At 39.9% G+C, this 24,973-nt stretch carries 24 protein-coding genes and 2 tRNA genes; 14 read left to right on the top strand and 12 right to left on the bottom strand.

The genetic code is table 11. The features are described from left to right. Positions 1–134: 134 nt before the first annotated feature. The 6 genes from A33Q_RS11585 to A33Q_RS11610 all read right to left on the bottom strand — a co-directional run bounded on the left by A33Q_RS11585 (position 135) and on the right by A33Q_RS11610 (position 5,265). The gene (locus tag A33Q_RS11585; protein WP_009034898.1) at positions 135–977 is read right to left on the bottom strand and encodes a phytoene/squalene synthase family protein; all 843 of its coding nucleotides are present in this window, start codon (positions 975–977) and stop codon (positions 135–137) included. A 21-nt stretch (positions 978–998) separates the two neighbouring features. Next, complete coding sequence (locus tag A33Q_RS11590) at positions 999–2,480, bottom strand: phytoene desaturase family protein (RefSeq protein ID WP_009034897.1); 1,482 nt, start codon at positions 2,478–2,480, stop codon at positions 999–1,001. Between the two features lie 5 nt (positions 2,481–2,485). Next, positions 2,486–2,998, bottom strand: a complete 513-nt coding sequence (locus A33Q_RS11595; RefSeq protein WP_009034896.1) for an RNA polymerase sigma factor — start codon at positions 2,996–2,998, stop codon at positions 2,486–2,488. A gap of 215 nt (positions 2,999–3,213) precedes the next feature. Beyond that, the gene (locus A33Q_RS11600; RefSeq protein WP_009034895.1) at positions 3,214–4,110 is read right to left on the bottom strand and encodes a MerR family transcriptional regulator; all 897 of its coding nucleotides are present in this window, start codon (positions 4,108–4,110) and stop codon (positions 3,214–3,216) included. Further along, a complete protein-coding gene (locus A33Q_RS11605) occupies positions 4,107–4,553 on the bottom strand; it encodes a sterol desaturase family protein (protein ID WP_016255156.1) in 447 nt (148 codons plus the stop codon). Before A33Q_RS11605 ends, A33Q_RS11600 begins: the two co-directional genes overlap by 4 nt. A 46-nt stretch (positions 4,554–4,599) precedes the next feature. Then, positions 4,600–5,265 carry a carotenoid biosynthesis protein gene (locus A33Q_RS11610; protein WP_009034893.1) on the bottom strand — a complete coding sequence of 222 codons (666 nt, stop codon included), beginning with the start codon at positions 5,263–5,265 and terminating at the stop codon, positions 4,600–4,602. 124 nt (positions 5,266–5,389) lie between these two features. On the opposite strand from A33Q_RS11610, the gene A33Q_RS11615 reads away from it, so the two are divergent. Further along, positions 5,390–5,695, top strand: a complete 306-nt coding sequence (locus tag A33Q_RS11615; RefSeq protein ID WP_009034892.1) for a DUF4286 family protein — start codon at positions 5,390–5,392, stop codon at positions 5,693–5,695. Between the two features lie 12 nt (positions 5,696–5,707). Further along, the gene (locus tag A33Q_RS11620) at positions 5,708–6,301 is read left to right on the top strand and encodes a DNA-3-methyladenine glycosylase I (RefSeq protein WP_009034891.1); all 594 of its coding nucleotides are present in this window, start codon (positions 5,708–5,710) and stop codon (positions 6,299–6,301) included. Between the two features lie 55 nt (positions 6,302–6,356). On the opposite strand, the gene A33Q_RS11625 is transcribed toward A33Q_RS11620, so the two are convergent. Then, positions 6,357–7,094, bottom strand: a complete 738-nt coding sequence (locus A33Q_RS11625; protein ID WP_009034890.1) for a hypothetical protein — start codon at positions 7,092–7,094, stop codon at positions 6,357–6,359. Positions 7,095–7,153: 59 nt separating this feature from the next. Here A33Q_RS11625 and A33Q_RS11630 point away from each other — a divergent pair, with 59 nt between their 5' ends. Next, positions 7,154–7,474 (top strand): Rieske (2Fe-2S) protein, encoded by a 321-nt coding sequence (locus A33Q_RS11630; RefSeq protein ID WP_040490412.1) that lies wholly within the window; start codon positions 7,154–7,156, stop codon positions 7,472–7,474. On the opposite strand, the gene A33Q_RS11635 is transcribed toward A33Q_RS11630, so the two are convergent. Then, positions 7,471–7,806 carry a tRNA-binding protein gene (locus A33Q_RS11635; protein WP_016255159.1) on the bottom strand — a complete coding sequence of 112 codons (336 nt, stop codon included), beginning with the start codon at positions 7,804–7,806 and terminating at the stop codon, positions 7,471–7,473. The two genes, A33Q_RS11630 and A33Q_RS11635, sit on opposite strands and share 4 nt — an antisense overlap. A 76-nt stretch (positions 7,807–7,882) precedes the next feature. On the opposite strand from A33Q_RS11635, the gene A33Q_RS11640 reads away from it, so the two are divergent. After that, a complete protein-coding gene (locus tag A33Q_RS11640) occupies positions 7,883–8,263 on the top strand; it encodes a hypothetical protein (RefSeq protein ID WP_009034887.1) in 381 nt (126 codons plus the stop codon). A gap of 54 nt (positions 8,264–8,317) precedes the next feature. On the opposite strand, the gene A33Q_RS11645 is transcribed toward A33Q_RS11640, so the two are convergent. Then, entirely contained in the window at positions 8,318–8,854 is a 537-nt protein-coding gene (locus tag A33Q_RS11645) for an RNA methyltransferase (protein WP_009034886.1), read from the bottom strand. 86 nt (positions 8,855–8,940) lie between these two features. Between A33Q_RS11645 and mutS the strand changes: the two genes are divergently transcribed. The 4 genes from mutS to A33Q_RS11665 all read left to right on the top strand — a co-directional run bounded on the left by mutS (position 8,941) and on the right by A33Q_RS11665 (position 12,782). Then, a complete protein-coding gene (mutS, locus tag A33Q_RS11650) occupies positions 8,941–11,553 on the top strand; it encodes a DNA mismatch repair protein MutS (RefSeq protein WP_009034885.1) in 2,613 nt (870 codons plus the stop codon). Between the two features lie 44 nt (positions 11,554–11,597). Next, positions 11,598–12,410, top strand: a complete 813-nt coding sequence (locus A33Q_RS11655; RefSeq protein WP_009034884.1) for a LuxR C-terminal-related transcriptional regulator — start codon at positions 11,598–11,600, stop codon at positions 12,408–12,410. A gap of 147 nt (positions 12,411–12,557) precedes the next feature. Then, a tRNA-Gly gene (locus tag A33Q_RS11660) sits at positions 12,558–12,630 on the top strand. A gap of 68 nt (positions 12,631–12,698) precedes the next feature. After that, positions 12,699–12,782: transfer RNA gene (locus tag A33Q_RS11665), tRNA-Leu, on the top strand. A gap of 161 nt (positions 12,783–12,943) precedes the next feature. Here A33Q_RS11665 and A33Q_RS11670 read toward each other — a convergent pair. The 3 genes from A33Q_RS11670 to A33Q_RS11685 form a co-directional block, all read right to left on the bottom strand. Continuing rightward, complete coding sequence (locus A33Q_RS11670) at positions 12,944–13,411, bottom strand: pyrophosphohydrolase domain-containing protein (protein ID WP_009034883.1); 468 nt, start codon at positions 13,409–13,411, stop codon at positions 12,944–12,946. An 88-nt stretch (positions 13,412–13,499) separates the two neighbouring features. Beyond that, positions 13,500–14,258, bottom strand: coding sequence for a hypothetical protein (locus A33Q_RS11675; RefSeq protein WP_016255161.1), 759 nt, complete (start codon positions 14,256–14,258; stop codon positions 13,500–13,502). A gap of 378 nt (positions 14,259–14,636) precedes the next feature. Next, a complete protein-coding gene (locus A33Q_RS11685) occupies positions 14,637–15,413 on the bottom strand; it encodes a superoxide dismutase (RefSeq protein WP_009034881.1) in 777 nt (258 codons plus the stop codon). Between the two features lie 190 nt (positions 15,414–15,603). Between A33Q_RS11685 and dapF the strand changes: the two genes are divergently transcribed. From dapF to recG, 6 genes are all read left to right on the top strand, one after another. Further along, positions 15,604–16,389 carry a diaminopimelate epimerase gene (gene dapF, locus A33Q_RS11690; protein ID WP_009034880.1) on the top strand — a complete coding sequence of 262 codons (786 nt, stop codon included), beginning with the start codon at positions 15,604–15,606 and terminating at the stop codon, positions 16,387–16,389. Between the two features lie 164 nt (positions 16,390–16,553). Further along, the gene (gene secA, locus A33Q_RS11695) at positions 16,554–19,931 is read left to right on the top strand and encodes a preprotein translocase subunit SecA (protein ID WP_009034879.1); all 3,378 of its coding nucleotides are present in this window, start codon (positions 16,554–16,556) and stop codon (positions 19,929–19,931) included. 23 nt (positions 19,932–19,954) lie between these two features. Then, the gene (locus A33Q_RS11700; protein WP_009034878.1) at positions 19,955–20,521 is read left to right on the top strand and encodes an SPOR domain-containing protein; all 567 of its coding nucleotides are present in this window, start codon (positions 19,955–19,957) and stop codon (positions 20,519–20,521) included. Next, positions 20,481–21,668 (top strand): M20 metallopeptidase family protein, encoded by a 1,188-nt coding sequence (locus tag A33Q_RS11705; RefSeq protein WP_009034877.1) that lies wholly within the window; start codon positions 20,481–20,483, stop codon positions 21,666–21,668. The genes A33Q_RS11700 and A33Q_RS11705 overlap by 41 nt, the downstream gene beginning before the upstream one ends. A 240-nt stretch (positions 21,669–21,908) precedes the next feature. After that, positions 21,909–22,691 carry a S1/P1 nuclease gene (locus A33Q_RS11710; protein WP_009034876.1) on the top strand — a complete coding sequence of 261 codons (783 nt, stop codon included), beginning with the start codon at positions 21,909–21,911 and terminating at the stop codon, positions 22,689–22,691. A 179-nt stretch (positions 22,692–22,870) separates the two neighbouring features. After that, complete coding sequence (gene recG, locus A33Q_RS11715; RefSeq protein ID WP_009034875.1) at positions 22,871–24,964, top strand: ATP-dependent DNA helicase RecG; 2,094 nt, start codon at positions 22,871–22,873, stop codon at positions 24,962–24,964. The last annotated feature ends 9 nt before the right edge of the window (positions 24,965–24,973 follow it).

Raw genomic sequence — 24,973 nt, forward strand, 5'->3', positions numbered from 1 at the left:
TTGGAATTGTTTTGGGCTGTATGATTCTTTCCTAAATAGAAGCAAATAAGTCCTTTCGGAAAAAGACCTGATCAGCGGTAATGATGTCGCCAGAATATTTAAAATCAGGTATAGGTACTTTTCCATAATTTCTCCTAGCTCAATCCCAACTTCATCCCAAAATATGTCCCTAGAAGCAGGGATAATTTTCTGGAATTTGGAATTCTGATTCTTTGATGTGTAATGATTTCCGGCTCTAGCCCCTTAATTTTGGTAAAGAGCTTGAGGTAGTAAAGGTAGGCTACTTTGACACCAAGTTTTGCTCCTTTTGGAAGTTGTTGGATGCCGATCAAAGCATCGTTAAAGTCTTTTTGAATATCTTCTTCAATAAGAGTCTTTACAGATTTGTTAAAATTATTGTAGTCTACACCTGGAAAATATACTCTTCCCCTTTCTTCAAAATCACTTTTAATATCTCTTAGAAAATTGACTTTCTGGAAAGCTGCTCCCAGCTTACAGGCAGGTGATTTTAATTTTTCGTAAAGGTGGTTATCTCCTTCACAAAAAACCTTTAAACACATCAGCCCCACCACTTCAGCAGAACCATAAATGTATTCGTGATATTTGGAATCATCATAAGTCTTGAAATCCAAATCCATTTCCATGCTTTTCAAGAACGCCTCAATGAGATCAAGATCAATCTGATATTGATTGACGATCAGTTGAAATGCATGAAGAACAGGGTTGAGTGAAATTTTTTCTTCAATTGACTTATACGTATCTTCTTTGAACAATTCAAGCAAGGTTTTTTTGTCCTTATCGTGAAAAGTGTCTACGATTTCATCGGCATAGCGCACAAAACCATAAATGGCATAAATAGGCAGATGAAATTTCTTGTCAAGTGTTTTGATACCCAAGGTAAAGCTCGTGCTGTACCTTTGAGTGATCAGTTTTGAACACTCTAATGTAGTCTGATTAAAAAGCTGAATTGCATCCATACGGATAATATACAAATTTATCTACAGATTGTTTTCTTTTATCACTTCTTTAGCAACCACATGTCCTGAAATCAAGGATGGCGGTACTCCAGGTCCTGGAACCGTCAGCTGCCCTGTGTAATACAGATTCTTTACCTTCTTATTTTTAAGAGAAGGCTTTAAAATTGCAGTCTGAAGTAGTGTATTTGCCAGACCATAGGCATTGCCTTTGAATGCATTATAATCTGACTTGAAATCCTTGTGAGCATAAGACCTTTTAAATATGATGTGGTCTCTGACATTCTGCCCAGTAAGTTTTTCCAGCCTGTCCATGATTAATTCAAAGTATTTTTCCCTGAGTTCTTCGGTATCTTCTAAATCCGGGGCCAAGGGAACAAGGAGGAAAAGGTTTTCTTTCCCTTCAGGGGCCACTGTTTTATCTGTAATAGAAGGAACTGAGGCATAGAAAAGCGGTTTTTCGGGCCAGCGAGGATTGGTGTATATGGCATCTGCATGAGGACCTAGAGGCTCATCGAAAAACAGGTTGTGATGCCTAAGGTTATTTAACTTTTTATCTATACCCAGATAAAAAAGCAAACTCGAAGGAGCCATTACTCTTTTATCCCAATACGACTCGCTATAGTTTCTATTTTCAGGACTGAGCAACTGACTGTCGACATGATGATAATCAGCTCCTGCTACTATAATGTCAGCAGTAATGTTTTCCCCGGTTTTTAACTCTACGCCATTTGCTAATCCGTCCCGTACAAGAATCTTAGAAACATCAGCATCAAACTTGAATTTTACACCCTTTTCTTCTGCCAGGCTTACCATACCCTCGATGATCTTATGCATTCCACCTTTTGGATACCAAGTACCTAAAGCGATATCCGCATAATTCATCAGGCTGTATAATGCGGGTATGTTCTGAGCTGTTTCGCCAAGAAACAAAACCGGAAATTCCATCAGGCGGATAATCTTATCCGCTTTAAAAAACTTATGTACGTGCTTTGACATGGATTGGAAAATATCCATACGAAGCATGTCCAGAAGTAACTTAGGACTTGCAAACTCCATTAAAGACCTGCTTGGTCTATACACCAAGTCCTGAATGCCAACTTTATATTTATATGCTGCTTGCTTCAGAAATTCGTCCAACTTTGGCCCCACACCTGGTTCAATGGACTCGAGCAAGTTTCTAAATTCATCCAGATTGGCTGGAATATCCATGAAATCATCCTCTCCAAACACAACAGTATAAGAGGGGTCTAACCTTTCCAATTCATAATAATCAGAAGGTTTTTTGCCAAAATGGGAAAAGTAGGTTTCAAAAACATCCGGCATCCAATACCAACTTGGTCCCATATCAAAAACAAAACCCTCGGCCTCGAACTTTCTAGCTCTACCACCGGGGGTTGAATTTTTTTCTAACAGGGTTACTTCGTATCCTAAATGTGCCAGATGTGTTGCGGCTGACAATCCGGCAAAACCAGAACCTATCACCAACACATGCTTTTTGGGCATAAAATTTAATTTTTAAATCTGTAGACGTTCAAATCTTCTTTGAGAAGCTTCCTTGCAATATGTATTCTATTCTTAACAGTTCCTATCGGAATTTCCAATTTATCCGCGATTTCATGGTATTTAAAACCTTTATAATGCATCATGAAAGGAACCTTATATACATCATCCAAGCTTTCAATGGCTGTATAAATATCATCCATAGTAAAATCTCCAAAGGCACCATTTTCTATCAAAGCATCACCTGAATTGATATAATGCAAATTATCAGTGGTATCAACGAAAGTTCCTCTTCTTACCATTCTTTGGTAATTGGTGATAAAGGTATTTTTCATGATCGTGTAAAGCCACGCTTTCAAATTAGTCCCCTCCGTAAACTTGTCCTTGTTTGTGAAGGCTTTTACCATTGTGTCTTGTAAGAGATCATTGGCATCATCCATATCTCTTGTCAATTTAAGAGCAAAAGGCTTCAATGCACTGGACATCTTGTGAAGTGAGTAACTAAATTCTAGAGTTGTCATGGCTTTTTGTTTTTTGTTTAATCAAATGTAGTGATGATTAAACAAATACCAAATATTTTGTCTAATTATTTTTCATTTTTCTTAAACAAAATTAAGAATTCGAAGCGCAAAAAGGTTAAAAAAGCTTCATATGGGAGAAATAGGGTGGTTTTGGCATAAAAAAAAGCGAAGGAATAAAACTTCGCTTTGTTTAACATTTATCTCAATTTGTTAAATTATTTCTCTAAAGACACCTCTTCAATCTCTTCCAGATAATCTTTAATCTGCCTGATATAGTGCATGGTTTTTATATTTTTTGGGAATCTTAGGTCCTGTCCGATTATTTGATACCCTGAGATAATAATCTCAGCTTCTGAAAAAGTTTCCGAAATATGGTCAATGTATTCCTGCACTTCTTGGGAATTGGGAGATGTGGTCACCACAGTCATTAAATACTCAGGCTTGTAAAGGTTGTAAACGGACTTCAAATCTTCACAGGGGGTATTTTGACCTAAGTACATTACTTTGTGTCCCTTTAGCTTGATGAGGTATGCTGCAAACAATAATGAAATTTCATGAAGTTCTCCTTCCGGAAGATACAACAGGAACTTCTTACCTCCACCCTTATATATCTGGCCATCTATCGCAACGATCAGTTTTTGCCTCACCAGATTACTGATAAAATGTTCTTGAGCGGGGTTTATAGCTCCAGTTTGCCAAAGTACTCCTATTTTGGATAAAAAAGGATAAATGATATTGAGCATGGTATGCTCAAATCCAAGTTTGAGAATATTGGTAGATAATACTTTCTCAAACCTATCCTCGTCCATTTCTATCATGCAGATAGTAAGAGCATGGATCTGATCGTCATAAGTGAGGTTTTTTTCGGTGAGTTTAACGACCTCCTCCCTCATCTCATGCATTTCCATGCTGGCAATTTTGCTAATCTTGAACCCGTTATCATTCAATAAAGCGACGTTGAGGATGAGCTTCAGGTCATCATCATCATAGTACCTGATATTGGTATCAGTCCGCTTTGGCGAAAGCAGATTGTATCGCTGTTCCCAGATTCTCAGGGTATGGGCTTTGATGCCGGACAGCTGCTCAAGATCTTTGATTGAATAGGTACTCACTTTATTTTTTGTTTATAGAATTTTTTGGGTACAACAAATAGTCCAAAAGATACTGCATCTTCCTTTTTGTTGGTCGCATGATGTGCCTGATGCGCTTTAAATATTCCCAACAGAAACCTGTTTTTTGGTCTTTCAAACATTTTGATCCGTCTGTGAACTAAAACGTCATGAATAACAAAATATAACATCCCGTAAAGGCTTATTCCAATTCCCATCCAAAATCTGTAATCTAATTCCGAGACTCCTAAAAGGATCAATATTATAGCTATACTTCCGAATAGTAATGAAAATAGATCATTCAACTCAAAGAAGTACTTAGATGGTTGATGATGGGTCTTGTGGATATTCCACAAAGGACCATGCATGATATATTTGTGAATAAACCAACCTGAAAGTTCCATGGCTACAAATCCTATGATAACAAATAGAATGGCAATCATCATATGGGTAACTTTAAAGTGTTCAGAATGTTTTTATAAATTTTTTTCATTACAATATAAAGTTCAATAAGGCAAAGAATGTTATTAAATTGAATAAAAGGAACCAAGAAATTGTATTTTCCTTATTGAATTTTAACTTTCTGTAGAAAAGCTGAATCAAAAAGGCTACTCCCAGCCAACCGATAAAATTAGAAACAGGAATCAATCCATTCTCCCAGTCCCAAAAATCAAGAGCAACAGCTACTGGCTCAATCAGCACATCAATGAGCATCATTGCCAAAGCTGCAAGCCCGGCGGCAAGCCAGTCATTGTTGATTTTATTTGCAAACAGGTTCCCTGTGGTATATACCAGAATGAGCCAGTTGACTCCTATCATCAATGGCACTTCCAAAATCTGAAAACCCAAAACCGGGCCATATGCATAATTACCAAATGGAAAACCCGTATGTACGCCCAAAACCTCGGAGCCATAGCCTAATGTAAAACCTATGGCCAAAAAGATCCAAAAGTCCTTGTTCCACTCTTTATGAAAATACAAAAGAATACCAAAATTCAACAATAGGTGAAATGGGGTCAGAATTTGAAAATAGGGTCTTACGTCCTCTATGCTCATACCTATTAGTCCAACCAGATAAACAATGCTGATGATCAATTGAAAAATGATCACTTTCCTTTTTTTCAGGTCGATTCCGGATTTGGTAAGGATATTTGCCAATTTAATTATGCTTTAGTGAAAAGGGTGGTCATTCTAAATACCAATATTGCAGACTTTTTAACTGTATGCCTCTATATTTGTTGGTAAATGAAGTCGACAAAATTAATTATAAAATTGAAAATCAATGTTATTATATAATGTAACCGTCAATATTGAAAAAGAATCAGAAAAAGAATGGGTACTTTGGATGAAGAAAACCCACATCCCTGATGTTTTGGCTACAGGAATGTTTGTGGAAAACAAGTTCTTCAGAATTGTTCATGAATCTGAAGATGGTAGCGTAAATTACTCAGTGCAGTATTTTGCTGAGAGCATGGAAAAAATCATGGAATACCAAAAAAACCATGCTCCAAAGCTTCAGCAGGATATAGAGGAAAAATTCAAAAATAAATATGTCATTTTCAGGACTCTGTTGGAATCTGTAGAATAGGAACCAACCCCTATGGAATTGCTATCAAAAATAAACAAAACTCCCTGTCCATGGTGCACCGGCTTCGAAGCCTACAGGAGATATCATGATGAAGAATGGGGAGTCCCCGTAAAGGAAGACCAAAAACAGTTTGAGTTTTTGGTTTTGGAAAGTGCCCAAGCGGGCTTAAGCTGGTCAACAATACTGAAAAAAAGGGAGGGTTACAGGCTGGCATTTGCCGATTTTGATTACAATCAAGTCGCACAATTTCCCGAATCATATATTCAGGAACTTCTTGTAAATCCAGCAATAATCAGAAATAGGCTGAAAATCAGGGCTGCCGTGAACAACGCCCAAAGATTTTTGGAAGTGAGGGCTGCTTTTGGAAGCTTTAGCAATTATATCTGGGGATTTGTGGATGGAAGCCCTATTCAAAATCACTTTAAAAATATGCAGGAAGTTCCTGCCCAAACTCAGATTTCTGATGCTTTAGCAAAAGATATGAAAAAAAGAGGGTTCAAATTTTTAGGCAGCACCATATTATACGCCCACATGCAGGCTACAGGCCTGGTCAATGACCATTTGACTTCTTGCTACAGGCATCAGGAGATTATGAATTTAAAATAAAGCCCCGAAAACAAAAGATTTCGGGGCTTAAACACTTTAATAATACTAATTCTGCTTAAGGTTTATAAGCATCTTTGTACCTGCTCCAAATTTCATAAATAGGATTACCGGTAGAGCTTACACCACTATGATGCCACTCTCCATCAATAACTCTGTAAGTAAACCCTAAACTGGCACCTACTCTTGAATCATCTCTGGAAAAGAACTCAATATATTCTGTGTAAGCGCCATCTTCCGCAGTGTAAGTGCCGCCGCCTGTGCCCATAAACTCCTTAGTGGCTGAATTAAAAGCTATCCACTGGAATCTGCCCCCACTTAGGATTTTGACAGTTCTTCTGTCACCTGGCGTGCTTCTGGAAATTTCCCCATCGCTTTGTCTTCCTGTAAAAACCCAGTTATTAGTCAATTCATCTTCCCTTTCTCCGATTTTTTCCCAGATCTCGACAAGTGTTTGACCTTCAAGTTCAGCAGAAATAACCATCCTTCCACCAGCCAAGTCCATGTTGAATTTTGTTGTATTGCCCACATATTCCGGTTTAGGGGTAAAAAAATCAAGTGTCTCATGGTATTCATTTCCTTTCAGGGAAAACTCTCCCCCACCAGCTGAAATAAACTTATTGCTACCAATTTCCTTGGCACCAAAGGCAAAATATCCATCCTGATAAATTTTTACATACTCCTGTTCCGACATGGCTTGGCCATTTTGGTGGGTCATTTTCCAGGCTCCTTCGATATTTTGGGCAAAGAGAAACCCAGTGATAAACAATAATGGTAAAAACAATATTTTTTTCATGATTTGATTATGTTTAGGTTTATAAGTATAAGTAGCAATTTACCATTTATTATTCCATAATGAAAACTTTCACTCTAGGGCAAAGTAAGTCTGAAGTAATGCAAATGCTTCCCGAAAAGGTTATAAAAATGGTACAGCTTGGATCCAAAAAGGTCTGCGTGGTCAATACCGGTTCGGATTTTTTTGTATTTGATCCCCATTGTCCACATCGGATGGCCTTTCTCGGAAATGGAAAAATCAATAACCAAAAAGAAATTATTTGCCCACTGCACGAGTACAGGTTTGATCTGGAAACAGGACAAGTGAAAAGCGGAGATTGTGCAGATCTAAAAGTCTACAAAGCCGATTTGACAGAAACGGGTTTGGAAATCGAGCTCTAATGAAGCTTTTCCCCGTTAGGTACCGGAAAATCAACAGTAGAAAGGACTACATTCCCGTCTTTATTTTTGAATCCTGTCACCAAAACTTCAGACATAAAATCAGCAATTTGCTTTGGAGGAAAGTTACAAACACAAATAACCTGCTTGCCAATAAGCTCTTCTAGATCATAAACCTCAGTGATCTGAGCAGAAGATTTACGGATTCCCAAATCACCAAGATCAACCCAAAGCTTGTAAGCCGGTTTTCGAGCTTTTGAAAAATTTTCTACTTGAACTATTGTCCCTATTCTAAGGTCTATTCTTTGGAAATCACTGAAGTCAATCGTTTGCATTGCCATAGATTTTTTGTAAATTTGAAAACTTAATCCTTTAACGCAAGTTAAAACAACACAAACCACTCACTATATAATGTCAACTCCAAACAAAATTTCATTCGAAAGTAACAAAACAGTCACTTTGACTATGTTTTTTTGCTTTTTTTTGAGTTTTACGGCATTAGCCCAATCTGAAAGGGAAAAACAGATCAACGACCTTCCCAAAAATTCAGACTCATATTATCTTTATGAAGGTCCTGAATCCAACTTTGACACAAGGGTAGAAAATGTCAACCGAAACTCTAACACCACCCAAACAAGAGAAGACAGGCTCAACAAAATAAATCAAAACAGAAAAGATAATTCCCTTTTGAGACAAGGAGGGGAAAAAGATATTAGAAAAGATAAAGAGAATATGTCTACACTTTCCTTCAATTTATTTTTATATATAGTAGACAAGTTCAAGGAAGATTAATGCAAATACCAATAAACCAAAAGAAAAAAGAGAGACTCATGGTCTCTCTTTTTTTTATCCAAGAAGTTTGAGCTTGGTCATGAAGTCCCATAAGGTAATCCCCATGGTGACTGAGATATTCAATGAATGCTTGGTTCCCAACTGAGGTATTTCCAATACCTGATCACATTTTTCCAAAACATGATCTTCTACACCAAATACCTCATTGCCAAAAACCAATGCGTATTTTTTGTTTTTTTCAGGATTGAATTCATGCAGCTTTACGCTACGTTCTACCTGTTCCAAGCCGCAAATAGTATAGCCCGCTTCCTTAAGACCTTCTACCGCCCTTGCCGTATCCTCTACATATTCCCAATCCACAGATTCAGTAGCACCAAGCGCTGTTTTTTGTATATCCCTATGTGGAGGAGTACCTGTAATCCCACATAGGATGATTTTTTCCAACAAAAAAGCATCTGAAGTCCTGAATGCAGAACCGACATTATTTAAACTTCGAATATTATCCAGCACAATGACAATAGGTGCTTTTTGTTTCTCTTTGAACTCCTCAACAGAAAGCCTATTCAGCTCATCCATACTTAATTTTCTCATGCTGTTTTGTTTCCCTTTTGATTAATTATAATTTCAGGCTTTCAAGAATTCACAAAATTAACAGAAAGTAATTAATCAGGTAGGATATGGCCAAAGCGAAGGCGAAAGAAATAAAAGAAACCCCTTTGATGAAACAGTATAATGCCATCAAAGCAAAGCACCCGGGAGCCTTACTGCTTTTTAGGGTTGGTGATTTTTATGAAACCTTTGGTGAAGATGCAGTCACTGCCAGCAGAATTCTTGACATCGTCCTGACAAAAAGGGCCAATGGGGCTGCCTCCCATATTGAGCTGGCTGGATTTCCCCATCATTCTTTGGACAACTATCTGCCCAAGCTAGTAAGAGCGGGCAACCGAGTGGCCATCTGTGACCAGCTGGAAGATCCTAAAGAAGTCAAGGGCATTGTAAAAAGAGGTGTGACAGAGTTAGTCACGCCGGGACTTTCGTTCAATGACAATGTCTTGGACAAAAGGAAAAACAATTACCTGGCCTCAATTTATTTTGGAAAAGAAAAACTGGGCATTTCATTTTTGGACCTTTCTACAGGAGAGTTTATGGCCGCTGAGGGGTCCCAGTCCTATATTGAAAAACTTTTACAAAGCTTCGCTCCATCAGAAGTAATCTACTCAAAAGCTTTCAGGTCCCGGGCACAGGAAATACTTAAGGATAACTTTACAGCCTTCCATTGTGAAGACTGGGTGTATCAATACGATTATACTTACGAAAAACTGACCAACCATTTCTCAACTGCTAACCTCAAAGGATTTGGTATCGAGTCACTGGAATATGCCATCATCGCTGCAGGAGCTGTACTTTTCTACCTGGAGGAAACCGAGCACAAAGAGGTCAAGCACATTGCATCCATTTCAAGGATAGCAGAAGAGAAATACGTCTGGTTGGACAGGTTTACTATCCGCAACCTTGAGCTGGTCTATTCGCAACAGGATGGTGGAGTACCTCTGATCAATATTCTCGACCAATCCGTCACACCTATGGGGTCCAGGATGATGAAAAAGTGGATGGTGCTTCCTCTGAAAGAGAAAGAACCCATAGACGATAGGCTCAAGGTGGTAGAATATTTCTACGAAAACCCTGATTTGACCGAAGAAATTATTTCCCATCTCAAACATATCGGTGATTTAGAAAGGTTGATTTCAAAAGTGGCTGTAGGAAGAATCAATCCCAGGGAAATGAATCAGCTAAAGAAAGCCCTGAAAAACACCCTTCCGATCAAGTCCCTTTTGAAAAGCTCCAAAAGTGATTCTTTGAAAAGGCTTTCTGATCAGATCAATTCCTGTGAGTTTTTGCTTGAAAAAATAGAGAGAGAACTTCAGGAAGATGCCCCAATGCTGATCCATCAAGGCAACATCATCAATGATGGAGTCGATGAGCAGTTGGATGAATACAGAGGCCTGGCCAATTCCGGAAAAGATTACCTTGTCGCTTTACAGCAAAGAGAAATGCAAAGAACCGGCATCAGTTCTTTGAAAGTTGCCTTCAACAAAGTGTTTGGTTACTACCTTGAAGTCACCAATTCACACAAAGATAAAGTGCCGGAAGAATGGATCAGAAAGCAGACCTTGGTCAATGCAGAGAGATACATTACACCTGAACTAAAAGAATACGAGGAAAAAATCCTGAATGCTGAGGAAAGAATGATTGCCATAGAGCAAAAGTACTTTCTTGCCTTAGTACAGGATGCTTCGGAATATGTTACACAGATACAGCAAAACGCAAGAATTTTGGCTACAGTAGACTGCCTGCTCTCTTTTGCTGTAGTCGCCAAATCAAATAATTATTGCAAACCCAAGGTATCAGATACCGACTCTCTTGAAATCAAAGACGGAAGGCACCCTGTGATAGAAAAGCAGCTTCCTGCGAGTGAACCTTATGTCCCGAATGATATTTTCCTGGATAATGAAAGCCAACAGATCATCATCATTACAGGACCAAACATGGCCGGTAAGTCTGCGCTCTTAAGACAAACTGCCCTAATTGTCCTGATGGCACAAATGGGAAGCTTTGTGCCGGCATCCTACGCCAGGATAGGCATTATTGACAAAGTATTCACTAGGGTTGGTGCTTCGGACAACCTTTCCAAAGGGGAGTCAACTTTCATGGTTGAAATGACCGAAACAGCAAGTATTCTCAACAACCTTTCTGATCGGAGTCTGGTTTTAATGGACGAAATAGGCAGAGGAACCTCTACTTATGATGGTATTTCCATCGCTTGGTCTATCGTGGAATTTTTGCATAACCATCCAAAGTTCAGAGCAAAAACCCTTTTTGCTACCCATTACCATGAATTAAATCAACTGACTGAAGATTTTCCGAAAATCAAAAACTTCAACGTTTCAGTAAAAGAAATGGGAAACAAAGTAATTTTCATGAGAAAATTAAAAGAAGGGGGAAGTGAACATAGTTTCGGGATTCATGTTGCTCAAATGGCAGGAATGCCAAATGCTGTCGTATTGAGAGCTTCTGAGATCATGCAGCATTTGGAGAAAGATAAGGAGCTTCATGCATCTAAGGAAAAAATCAAGGAAATGCCCAAAAACAATTACCAATTGAGCCTTTTTGATATGGATCCGAAATTTAAGGAAGCTCAGGAAATGTTGGATGAAATTGACATCAACACAATTTCTCCAGTTGAAGCTTTGATCAAACTGAATGAGATCAAAAAGAAGCTGGAGTCATAGTTTGGCAAAAAATCTGCTTTATATAAAGAAACCTGAAGGTATCAATGATGACTAATAGCCTAATAGAAGAGCTTAAGAAACAAAATAAGCTTTCGGAGTTTTTTAATTACTGGAAAGACAAAGGCCCCGTTAAGCTTCCAGAAGAAAAGAAAGTCCTTGAAGATTTAAGAAGGCTTAGCCAAAGCCTTTCCATGAAGGAAGGACTGATTATGGGTTGCTTTGATTACAGGGATTTGAGCTTGGCTTTTTTCACAGAAAACATAGAAGAAATCAGTGGGTACACTGCAGAGTTTTTGAAAGAAAATGGAATTGCCGGAGTTATCTCTGCCCTTCACCCCGAAGACGCCCAAGAACATGTAGAGTTCAACAACAAAGTGTTGGAAATTTTTAATAAGGCCAGTTTGTCTGAGAAAAGGACATTTGAGCTTTCTTACACCCTCCGATGGCTCCATAAGTTTACGCAAGAGGAAATATGGTTTTTTACCAAGGCCAAACCCTATCTGATGGATGACAAGGGAAACTTTATTTACGACTTGCACATTGGGTTTCAAATCACTAACCATGAACATCTAGCCGGTTACGATTGGAGTTTTTCTTACACCAAAGACAATGGAAAGAAAATCGTTTTCAAAAAGGAAGATATCAAACCTTCTGTTTCTCCTTTATTGCCCATTACAAAAAAAGAAATGGAAATAGCCCTGATGGTAGCCAAAGGAATGAATTCAGGTGAGATTGCGGAAAAGCTATTTATTTCCAAAAACACAGTTTTTACGCATAGAAAAAAAATCCTGAAAAAACTCAAAGCAAAAAACACGGCAGAAATGTTGAAAATTTTAAGTGCCTACAAAGGAGAATAAGTCTCTGATAATCAATTTTCACCATTCGATCTGTTTACAACGACCGAATATTTTTTAACTTAGCCTTTTGCAATTTTGGAAAACTGATATACCTTTGCACACACAAAAGACGGAGACAGAGGGTTTCAGTCAAATATTTGTTGAAAAGCGAGAGTAGCTCAGTTGGTAGAGCACGACCTTGCCAAGGTCGGGGTCGCGAGTTCGAATCTCGTCTCTCGCTCAAAATTAAGCCCTTGCAGAAGGGCTTTCTTGTTTCAGATAAGTAGCTCCAACACACGTCGGAGTGAAGCCGGGATGGTGGAATTGGTAGACACGCAAGACTTAAAATCTTGTGGCCTCACGGCCGTGCGGGTTCGATTCCCGCTCCTGGTACAGAGCCTCACAGAAATGTGGGGCTTTTGTGTTTATTCTTATATTTTAAGCTGCAAGATTTTCAGAAACTAGTAGGTTTATCAACATTCTTAGGGAAGCTTTGATTTCCGCTCCTGATCAGCATGAAGTGAAATAACCACTGAGCAGGTGTCCAAGCTTTTTTATTTTTCAATTATCCCGCTCAAATCCGCAGGTGAATAATAAATAGACTTCAAGGTCTTCCTATCTTCTGCCCGATAGACCAAATACTGCTCTCCCTCTTTTTCATAAAAACAATCAACTCCTTGGCTCTGATAATGTGACATAGTAGCCTTAGCCTCCTCCTCACTTTTGCAGGCTTTACTCATGTTGGAGCGCTGCACTTCGTCAAAAAGTTCTTTGAACTTATCCCCAAGGCCAAACTCTAAAATGGCTCCGGCTAGGACATACTGAATATCACAAAGGGCATCCGCAACCTCTACAATGTCTTTATCTGCGATCGCCTCTTCAAGCTCTTTGAGTTCTTCTGCTATCAGAGAAACCCTCAAATCACATCTTTTTTGATCAGGAATTTGTGGAGATGACAGCACAGGGTGTTTGAAAGTTTTGTGAAATTCAGCTACTGCCCTTAGACTATTTGGATCTTGCATAAAAATATGGGGTTATAATTTTGAGATTGTCCAAATAAAATAAAAAAGGCCGAAAATTCCGGCCTTTTTTGATATCAATTCAACTGAATTATTTTTTCCTAAACTTGGCAGCTGATGAAATGTTGCTTTCTATCTGCGCCAAAATCGCTCCATTCTCATCTTCACTTCCTGGACCTATTTCAATCACACCGTCAGCATTGCTGTCTACAGCACCAGAGAAATCAACACCTTCGAAAAGTCTGTTCATATCGAAAACAATTTCCATTGCAGTCTCTCCGTCTACCATTACGCCGTCTTCATCTTCGGATTCTGCCGTGATAGCCAACTCCTGATCTAACCAAAGCATGGCATTTTCTCCATTGATCTGTCCCTCTATCAATAGGGATTTTTCAGATAAGGAGGAAGAGGATTCTGTGTTTTTGAACAGCCTGAAGTCAATTTCTCTATAACTTCCTTCAGGAGTATCTCCCTGTCCAACAGCAGCCGACTCTACTGTACCGTTGGCCATCAGGCTAAGTGTTTGTTCCCTAGAGGCTGATGTCTGAAGAGAAGCATTCACGGTGGTATTTAGATTAATACCGCCCAAGCCAATTCCTGCGAGTACATCTGCTTTAGTCACATATCGCATTTCAACCTCTTTCATTCCCACCTGAAAATCGGTCGTGGAGAAACCATTTACGATAATTCTTTCATTGGTTGAAGGAGGATTGGTATTTTCTCCCTCAACAGTAGCCGTCAGAGAGGCGCTACTTTTTGGCTCTTCAAAAGTCTCTTCCGGATCATCTGTACACGCAAATCCACATGATACAATTGCCAGGATCAAAAATCCGTTTCTTAGGTTCTTCATAGTTTTTTTCATGTTAATACTAGTTGGTTTATATGCATAGCAGTTTTGCAATGCCTGTGCCATTAAAGGCAAAGAATCAGACCAAAATTTTGTGGTTTCGAACCTTTTTTATGGAAAAAATTAACAATTGGGCAAAAATAAAGGGTGGCCTATGTCCAGCCACCCTGACTTTTTTAACTTTTAAGAATCAATGTCACTTAGTTAAGACCACAAGTTGAATTCAAGCTTTTCCAAAGTTGGATAAAAAGCGAAAACAAACATTGTTTGTACATAAGAACTTTGGAAAAGTTATCCTAAACTTAACGACATTGTGTTAGGAATTTAAAACTTCTTGTTCAAACTTTAAACAATTCTGGTCCTAAAATCGAAACAGTATTGTTATCCCTGGACAAGTACATTATATCTTTCTGCAACAGCATCCCAGTTGACTATATTCCAAAAAGCTGAAACATAATCTGGCCTCCTGTTTTGGTAATTCAAATAATAAGCATGTTCCCAGACATCAATCCCCATCAGTGGTATTCCCTGAAAGTCAGAAACATCCATCAAAGGATTATCCTGATTTGGAGTAGAACCAATTTTCAGAAGATTGTCCTTGTCCAGAACCAACCATCCCCAACCGGAACCAAACCTGCCTTTGGCTGCATCTTCGAACTGGGTTTTGAATTCATCATAACTTCCAAATGCACCGTCAATAGCTTGCCTTAGGTCACCACTTGGTTCACCTCCGCCATTTGGAGACATGATTTTCCAAAACAGCTCGTGATTGTAATGACCTCCTCCATTGTTTCTCATTTTGGTAGAGTACTTCGAAATATTCATCATCACCTCTTCTAATGGCTTTCCTACATCTACACCTTCTTCAGAAGCAGCTTCACCTAAATTATTGGCATAAGCTGCAGCATGTTTGGTATAGTGGATTTCCATGGTCATGGCATCGATATGCGGCTCAAGTGCAGAATAATCATAGCCCAGGGAAGTCTGATCAAAGCCTGTACTGAGTGAAGGACGATCGTCATCACCTGAACCGCCTTCACCGCATGCGGTCAGGAAAGCGGAACCTATTGCACTGCTGCCAATCCCTAACATCAAGGTGGCTTTGGAACTATGGCTTAGAAATGATCTTCTGGATACTTTAAAAGTCTTATTTTTCATATGGGTTGGTTTTTTTGAATGATATATCTTCAAACAACAAGGTCCAAGTTAACTAATTCGACTTGATTATAAAACCGAAAACAAGACAATAAGTCTGTTTTTCTGACAAGTTGATTATGTTTGTGAAACCAAATATTCTTGGATTGGTTTTTGAAAATAGCATATTCCTAAGAAATAAGGGAAATTTACAATGGATATCATCTTTTATAAATATCAGGGTACAGGCAACGATTTTGTGATGATTGATGACAGGTCTGAAAGCTTCCCTGAAAGAAATCTCGGGCTAGTGCAGGAAATTTGTGACAGAAAGTTCGGTGTTGGGGCTGATGGTCTTATCCTTATCCGCAACAAAGCAGGTTTTGATTTCGAAATGATTTATTACAATGCCGACGGTAGCCAGAGCATGTGTGGAAACGGCGCACGCTGTGCGGTAGCTTTTTCCCACTTTTTGGGAATTATTCAATCCAATACCACATTCCTTGCCATAGATGGCCCTCACGAAGCACATATTGAATCCGGTATAGTAGATTTAAAAATGGGAGCTGTATCCAGTCTTTCCAATGCCGGTAAAGATTATTTTGTTAATACCGGTTCTCCCCACCATGTCAGATTCGTAGACGATGTACATTCCTATCCTGTGGTCGAAGAAGGGGCCAAAATAAGGTATTCCGATCCGTACAGCCCTAAAGGAACCAATGTGAATTTTGTCTCAAAAATAAATGAGGATGAAATTTTTGTCCGTACTTATGAAAGGGGAGTAGAAAACGAAACGCTTTCGTGTGGAACAGGCGTTACCGCATGTGCCTTGGTATTTGGTTCCAGAAATGAGCTTAGAAATGTTAAAATAAAAACTCCGGGAGGAAGCCTTAGTGTCCGTTTTTCAGAAAATGCAGACGGAAGTTTTCAGAACATCTTTCTGGTGGGACCTGCAATGCAGGTTTTTGAAGGTAGAATCAAAATTGAAACTGAGCCTTGAAACAAAAAACTTATACTGAACCTGTTCTAATTCGAAGCTTCAAAAAAATACTTTGAATACAAATGAGAGAAGAACCCAAGACTAAGGTCTCAAATCTCTCATCTAATTGAGATTATTCATAAAAACGCCGTAATTTTAAGGCCCCAATTATACTAAAAGAAATTATGTTAGATTATATAGCCAAAGGATTGGCAAAAGTATTCGGAACCAAATCCGACAGGGATATTAAAGAATTTTCTCCTAAAGTTGCCTTAATCAATGATGCTTTTCAGAAGCTACAATCACTAAGCGACGATCAGTTGAGGGCCAAAACAGAAGAAATCAAAGCGACCATCAATGCTGACCTGAAATCTTTTGATGACAAAATTACCGAATTGAAAAATCAGATTGATGCTTTGGCCCCTGATAAAGTCCACGAAAAGGATGCTCTTTTTAATGAAATAGAAAAAACCGAAACTGCCCGCGATGAAGAGTTAGAGGTGGTTTTGGATAAGGTGTTGTACGATGCTTTTGCCGTCGTAAAGGAAACCGCAAGGAGGTTTAAAGAAAACGGCAAACTTGTAGTAAAGGCAAGCCTTAATGACAAAGAAATCGCCTCAAAAAAATCGAATGTGGTCATTGAAGGTGAGCAAGCCGTCTGGCACAATAAGTGGATGGCAGCAGGAAACGAAGTGGTTTGGGACATGGTGCATTACGATGTGCAGCTCATTGGCGGGATGGTCCTTCACAAAGGTAAAATTGCAGAGATGGCTACAGGTGAAGGTAAAACGCTCGTATCTACCCTACCTGCCTACCTCAATGCTCTTGCTGGAAGAGGTGTTCACTTAGTTACTGTCAATGATTACCTGGCCAAAAGGGATTCCGAGTGGAATGCCCCTCTGTTTGAGTTTCATGGTCTTAAAGTGGACTGCATAGATAAATATCCTCCAAATTCTGATGCCAGAAGAAAAGCTTACGGAGCTGATATTGTCTATGGTACCAATAATGAATTTGGCTTTGATTACCTCAGAGACAATATGGCCAGAAATGCTGACGACCTGGTTCAGGGTAAGCATCATTTTGCCATGATAGATGAGGTTGATTCCGTTTTGATTGACGATGCAAGAACACCTTTGATTATCTCAGGCCCTGTACCTAGAGGTGATCAACACGAGTTTGCCGATATGAAACCGAGGGTTTCTACCTTGGTGGATGAACAAAGAAAACTAGTCCAAGGGTACTTGACAGCTGCCAAAAAGCTGATTGCGGAAGGTAATGAGAAAGAAGGCGGATTGGCACTTTTCAGGGCATACCGCGGAATGCCCAAATACAAGCCTTTGATCAAATACCTTTCGGAGCCTGGTATCAGGGTAGTCCTACAAAAAACGGAAAACTATTATCTTCAGGATAACAAAAGGAATATGCCAGAGGCGGATGAGCCCCTTTTGTTTACCATAGAAGAAAAAACCAATGGCATTGAACTCACGGATAATGGTATTGATGTCATTACAGCCAAAAATGAGAATCCGACATTTTTTATCCTTCCTGATATAGGATTGGAGATAGCAGAAATGGAAAAGGACCCTGATCTGGACGAGAAGGAAAAACTGATCCGTAAAGAGGAAATTATCAAGGATTACGGTGTCAAAGCACAAAGAATCCATACAGTAAACCAATTGCTCAAGGCATATTGTATGTTTGAGAAAGACACTGAATACATCATTGTAGATGGAAAAGTGAAAATCGTCGATGAGCAGACCGGTAGGGTGATGGAAGGTAGAAGGTACTCTGATGGACTCCACCAAGCCATTGAAGCAAAAGAAAATGTAAAAGTAGAGGATGCCACCCAGACCTATGCGACCATAACCTTACAGAATTATTTCAGAATGTATCACAAGCTCGCTGGTATGACCGGTACAGCTGAAACAGAAGCTGGAGAATTCTGGACCATTTATAAGCTAGACGTGGTGGTAATCCCTACTAATAAACCGATCATAAGGGATGATAGGCAAGACAAAGTTTACAAAACAGTCCGCGAAAAATTCAATGCTGTGGCGGATGAAATTGTTGAGTTGACCAATGCAAAAAGACCAGTGCTAGTAGGTACCACATCGGTTGAAATTTCAGAGGTACTCTCCAGAATGCTGACCATTCGAAAAATCAACCATCAGGTCTTAAATGCCAAGCAACACGCCAGAGAGGCTGATGTAGTAGCAGAAGCAGGAAAGCCAGGAACTGTAACCATAGCCACCAACATGGCAGGGCGTGGTACTGACATCAAGCTTACGCCAGAATCCAGATCAGCCGGAGGTTTGGCAATTATCGGTACTGAGCGCCATGAATCAAGAAGAGTGGACAGGCAGCTTAGAGGTAGATCCGGAAGACAAGGAGACGTAGGTTCATCCCAGTTTTTTGTATCCTTAGAAGACAACCTGATGAGAATGTTCGGTTCTGACAGAATCGCAAAATTGATGGATAGAATGGGCTTGGAAGAGGGAGAAGTGATCCAACATTCCATGATTACCAAATCCATTGAGAGAGCTCAGCGAAAGGTAGAGGAAAACAATTTCGGCGTCAGGAAAAGGCTTCTGGAATATGATGACGTGATGAATTCTCAAAGGGAGGTTGTATATAAGAGGCGTAAAAATGCCCTTATAGGCGAAAGGCTTGAGCTGGATATTCTAAATGTGCTCTATGACGTGTCTTTTGACATCATGCAAATGGCAAAAACCACAGAAGATCCGGAAAACCTGAGAATGAATATTTACAGCTCGTTGGGTATAGACCATCAATTCTCCGAAGACGATCTCAAAACCAGAAATGTCAATGAACTGACCCAAGAACTTTTTGATGCAGCCTACAAAAATTATTCTGAAAAGAATGAAAGAATCCTGGTCAAGGCAATGCCTATACTCAAGGATGTCTACACCAATAGAGGCGCAACTGTAAAAGAAATCATGGTTCCGATTACAGACGGTATCAAGCAAATAGGAGTAGTCATCAATTTAGAATCTACAGTCAACAATGAAGGCAGAGGTCTCATTAGGGCTATTGAGAAAAATGTGACCTTGGCTATAATTGACCAAAACTGGAAAGAACATCTCCGGGATATGGATGACCTGAAACAGTCTGTACAAAATGCGGTCTATGAACAAAAGGACCCTTTATTGATTTATAAATTTGAAGCTTTTGAAATGTTCAAACGCTTCTTGGGAAAACTCAACGAAGATACCATTTCTTTCCTGGCCAAGGCAGAATTGCCTACACAGGACCCTAATCAGGTAAAAGCAGCACAAGCACCAAGAAGAGATGATACCAAAGTAACAGCTTCTAAGGAAGAAGTTGGCAGCACGCTCAACCCCGGTGCAAACAGACAAGCTGCCGCTGCAGTAGCCAATAGAACTGCCCCTCCACAAGCTGTAGCACCTAGAAAATCCGACAAAGTCTACGGAAGAAATGATAGGGTCACAGTACAATATGCAGATGGCAAAACAGTTAAGGATGTGAAATACAAAAGTGTGGAACAGGATGTTGCTGAAGGAAAATGTGTTATCATAGATTAATAAACTAAAAAAACCCCAGCAGTATGAAAAGGTCTATTCCGGCGATTATCCTCATGGTATTTTTCATCAGTTCTTGTGCTTTGTTCAAGAAATCAGGGCCAAGCCCAGATGAATTTGCCAATTACACGGAGGACATCAGCAGTGATAGGATCACCTTTCCTGATCTCAGTGAAGAGGCCAAAAAAGTAGCAGAAACCGCTCCAAAATCAAGTGCAATATCGGTCGACAATGATTTGGAATATGCCCTCAAAGCCATCAAGGACAATAATAAAGGAGAAAGATATTGGAACGGCTTTACCGTTTTAGTGTACAGCGGCGTTGACAGAGAGCAGGCTTTTAAAGCTAGGGAGGAGCTGACAGAAGAATTCCCTGATATTAAATCCGAAATGCAGTATCAGCAACCCCGATACTTGTTGAAAGTGGGCAAGTTTGTCAACAGGGTCGAAGCACAGGCCCATTACCATAAATTAAAATCAAAATTCCCGACGGTAAGAATCATACAAGATAGGTTCCAGAGGGAAGGTTATGTAAATCCAGACCCCGTAGAGGATGTTGAAAGACCAGATCAGAACATTAGCGAAGACATATAAAGCAGAATTTATTTCCAACAGAAGGCATTTACATGCTAACCCGGAATTATCATTTCAGGAATTCAAAACCTCGGAGTTTGTACAAAATCAGCTAAAGGCTTTAGGAATTACCAAACTCGAAAAGAAAGCAGATACAGGAATTGTAGCTTTGATAGAAGGAAAAAATCCAGCCTCAAAGACCGTAGCTTTGAGGGGAGATATGGATGCTCTTCCAATTATTGAAGCTAACGAAGTCCCTTACAAATCTCAGCAACCAGGTGTGATGCATGCTTGTGGCCATGATGTGCATACCGCCTCACTTTTAGGAGCAGCTAAAATTTTGCAGGAAGTCAAAGACAGTTTTGAAGGTACTGTAAAGCTCATTTTTCAACCTGGTGAAGAATTGATCCCCGGAGGAGCTTCATTGATGATCAAGGAAAAAGCATTGGAAAATCCCAGACCGTCCGGAATTATAGGTCAACATGTTATGCCTTTGATTCCTGTGGGTAAAGTTGGTTTTCGCTCAGGGATGTATATGGCCAGTGCGGATGAACTGTACATTACCATAAAAGGTAAAGGAGGACATGGAGCCATGCCTGAAACTCTGGCTGATCCTGTATTGATGGCATCACATATGATCATTGCATTACAGCAGGTTGTCAGCAGAAATGCCTCCCCAAAAATCCCCTCCGTGCTCTCATTTGGCAGGGTAGAAGCATTGGGAGCTACCAATATCATCCCCAATGAAGTAAAAATCCAGGGAACATTCAGAACCCTCAATGAAGAGTGGAGAGCCAAGGCCCATATCCAAATGGTCAAAATTGCAAAAGGAATAGTAGAAGGCATGGGAGGTGAAATAGACTTTGAAGTAAGGAAGGGTTATCCTTTTCTTAAAAATGATGTAGTCCTCACTGAAAGAGCAAAAAGTGCTGCCATAGCCTACTTGGGAGCGGAAAATGTCGAAGACCTGGATATTTGGATGGCTGCTGAAGACTTTTCCTATTACACTCAGGAAATAGATGGCTGTTTCTACCGTTTAGGAACCAGAAACGAAGCCAAAGGAATTACCTCAGGCGTCCACACCCCTACATTTGATATTGATGAAGATGCCATGGAAATCGGTGCAGGTCTCTTGGCATGGATTGCCATTAATGAATTGAAAGCATAAAAGAAACAAGCCCTTGGCAAAATAAATAGAAAACTAATTCTACCTATTGAAAGACAAGTTCGCCAGAATAATAAACAACCCTCTTTCTAATTTATTTTAATAATATTTCAACCTTATTCCTACATTATATCCATAAGATTTCTATTCTATCCCGAATCGCTTCGCTCTCGGGGTCTTCAACTATATTTCAATTGTATTTCTACTCTATTTCCATAATATTTCTAGTTTATTAAAGAAAACATGAAAAGAATTAAAACCCTTATCTTGGCCATTTTGATGGCTATCAGCATCAATACCCAATCATTTGCCTGGGGAGGAATCGGGCATTACGTCATTGGCAAATTGGCCGAATGGCATATGAAAGCTGAAACCGTCGAAAAAGTAGAGTCTATTCTTCTGAACCAGTCCATATCAGGTGTAGGGGTGTGGATGGACAATATACGTGCAGATAAAAAGTATGATTATACCTACACATGGCATTGGGTCACCACCGTGGATGGGGAATATGATCCAAGCATTCAGGAAGAAGGAGGAGATGCTTACTCAGCTTTATTAAAACTTAAAGAAAACCTGAAAAAAGGTGGCTTGAGTGCTGACGAGGAGAGAGATCAATTGAGAATGCTTATCCACATTGTGGGAGATTTACACCAACCTTTTCATGTAGGCAAGCCTGGAGACAGGGGAGGAAATGACGTCAAAGTGAGTTTCTTCAATAAAGAAACCAATATCCATGCGATCTGGGATTCTGATATGATCGAAAACAAAAAGATGAGCTATACCGAAATCGCCCATGAACTGAACAAAAGAATTACTCCTGAACTCAAAGAAAAATATACCAGCAAAACTCCTGCTGACTGGTTGAGGGAAGCCGCCGCTATCAGACCTGATATGTACGATATTCCTGAAAACAACCGCATCGGGTACGATTACATTTACAAGCACTATCACCATACCGAAGAAAGGTTGACAGCTGCTGGAATCAGACTTGCTGATATTCTGGAAGAAATTTATGGATCCAATTGAGTTTGGATGGTATAAAAAGTTCTGAAAGCCGGTGATTGATCATCGGCTTTTTTTATCCATGAAGATAAAATGATGTCCGTAAAAACATGAAGAGCTTTATGTTTTTTCATCAAAAAGAATTCATTTATTACTTTTACATAATACACTAAACTGTAGCCCTAATTAATTTTAAATAAGCCTTGTCTTCTTTTTTTGATACCAAAATAGAATTTCTTCGCGGCATGGGCCCGCAAAAGGCTGCTTTGATTAATAAGGAGCTGAATATTTTTACCTATGGGGAGCTTTTGCAGCATTATCCTTTTCGCTACGAGGACAGAACCAGGTTTTTTAAGATCCGGGAAATCAACGAAGATTTAGAAAATGTACAGCTGATCGCCAAAATCCGAAAGGTGGAAACCATAGGTGATGGCAGAAAAAAAAGGCTGGTAGCCCATATTTTTGATGAAACCGGGGAAATGGAATTGACCTGGTTTAAAGGTATCCAATGGGTAGTCAAAAAGCTTGTCACAGGCGTTCCGTTTGTTTTTTTTGGCAAACCTAACCGCTTTGGCCGCAAATTCAGCATAGCGCATCCTGAGATGGAACCCCTCAGTCAGGTTCAGGAAGAGAAAAGCTTTTTTCAGCCGGTATATTCAACGACTGAAAAATTGCGGGCCAGGTATCTGGATTCCAAAGGTATTTCCAAAATCATGGAAGGCTTGGTGCAAGCAGCCTTACCACAAATCCAAGAGACCCTTACCTTGGAAATTATTCAACGCTTCAACCTGATAGGTAAACGGGATGCCATACGTCAAATCCACTTTCCCGAAAGTCCGGAATTACTTAAAAGAGCCCGTTTTAGATTAAAGTTTGAGGAATTTTTTTACGTACAGCTCCGGCTATTGAAGCTCAAACTTACCCGTACTGAAAAATCACAAGGGCAAATCTTAAATCAGACAGATCTACTAAACAAATTTTACAATGAATATATCCCTTTTGAACTAACTGAAGCACAAAAAAGAGTGGTCAGGGAAGCCTTTGCAGATATGAAATCAGGAAAGCAAATGAACCGGCTAATTCAGGGAGATGTAGGCAGTGGCAAAACCATGGTAGCCTTTATCTGTATCCTGATTGCCATAAGTTCAGGAGCGCAAGCTTGCCTGATGGCCCCTACGGAAATCCTTGCCAATCAACATTACGAGGGACTCAAAGAGTACGCTGACTTGATGGGACTTAAAATTGCTTTGCTCACTGGTTCCACAAAAAAATCAGCCCGGAAAATTATTCACGAAATGCTGCTTTCCGGAGATTTACATATCATCATTGGTACCCATGCCCTATTGGAGGATATCGTGCAGTTCAAAAATCTCGGACTGGCCATTGTAGATGAACAACACCGCTTTGGAGTAGCCCAAAGGGCCAAGTTATGGGGAAAAAATGAGAATTTTTACCCACACGTTCTGGTCATGACAGCCACTCCCATTCCTCGTACATTGGCCATGACACTGTATGGAGACTTGGATATCTCGGTGATAGATGAGTTGCCGGCTGGCAGAAAGCCCATTCAGACTGTTCACCGCTATGATAAAGACAGACTAAAAGTTTTTGGTTTTATCCGAAAACAGGTTTTAGAAGGGAGACAAGTATATATCGTGTATCCATTGATTGAGGAATCTGATAAAATGGACTTAAAAAGCCTCATGGATGGCTATGAAAGTATCTGCAGAGCTTTTCCGGAATTCCCGGTCAGCATCGTTCACGGCGATATGAAAGCCGCTGACAAGGATTTTGAAATGCAGCGCTTTGTAAAAGGAGAAACCAAAATTATGGTAGCCACCACAGTGATAGAGGTTGGCGTCAATGTACCCAATGCCTCGGTGATGATTGTGGAAAACGCCGAGCGTTTTGGCCTGTCACAGCTTCATCAGCTCAGAGGGAGAGTAGGCAGAGGAGCGGATCAGTCTTATTGCATTTTGATGAGCAAATATGAATTATCCAAAGACAGTAGAGTTCGCTTGGACACTATGGTCAGGACAAATAATGGTTTTGAGATCGCTGATGTAGACCTCAAACTGCGAGGCCCAGGAGACCTGATGGGCACCCAGCAAAGCGGCATTGCTGACCTGATGATCGCAGACCTGAGCAAGGATGCACCGATACTTACTTTGGCCCGCGATGCAGCCGAAATTCTATTGCAGAATGATCCAGAACTTAACAACCCAGAAAACGCTATGGTACTTCGGCAGATTAAATCCCAGAAAAAGCACCAAATGAACTGGAGCAGGATATCTTAAATCTATTCC

Origin of the sequence: Indibacter alkaliphilus LW1, assembly GCF_000295935.2 — a bacterium.
Lineage (GTDB): Bacteria > Bacteroidota > Bacteroidia > Cytophagales > Cyclobacteriaceae > Indibacter > Indibacter alkaliphilus.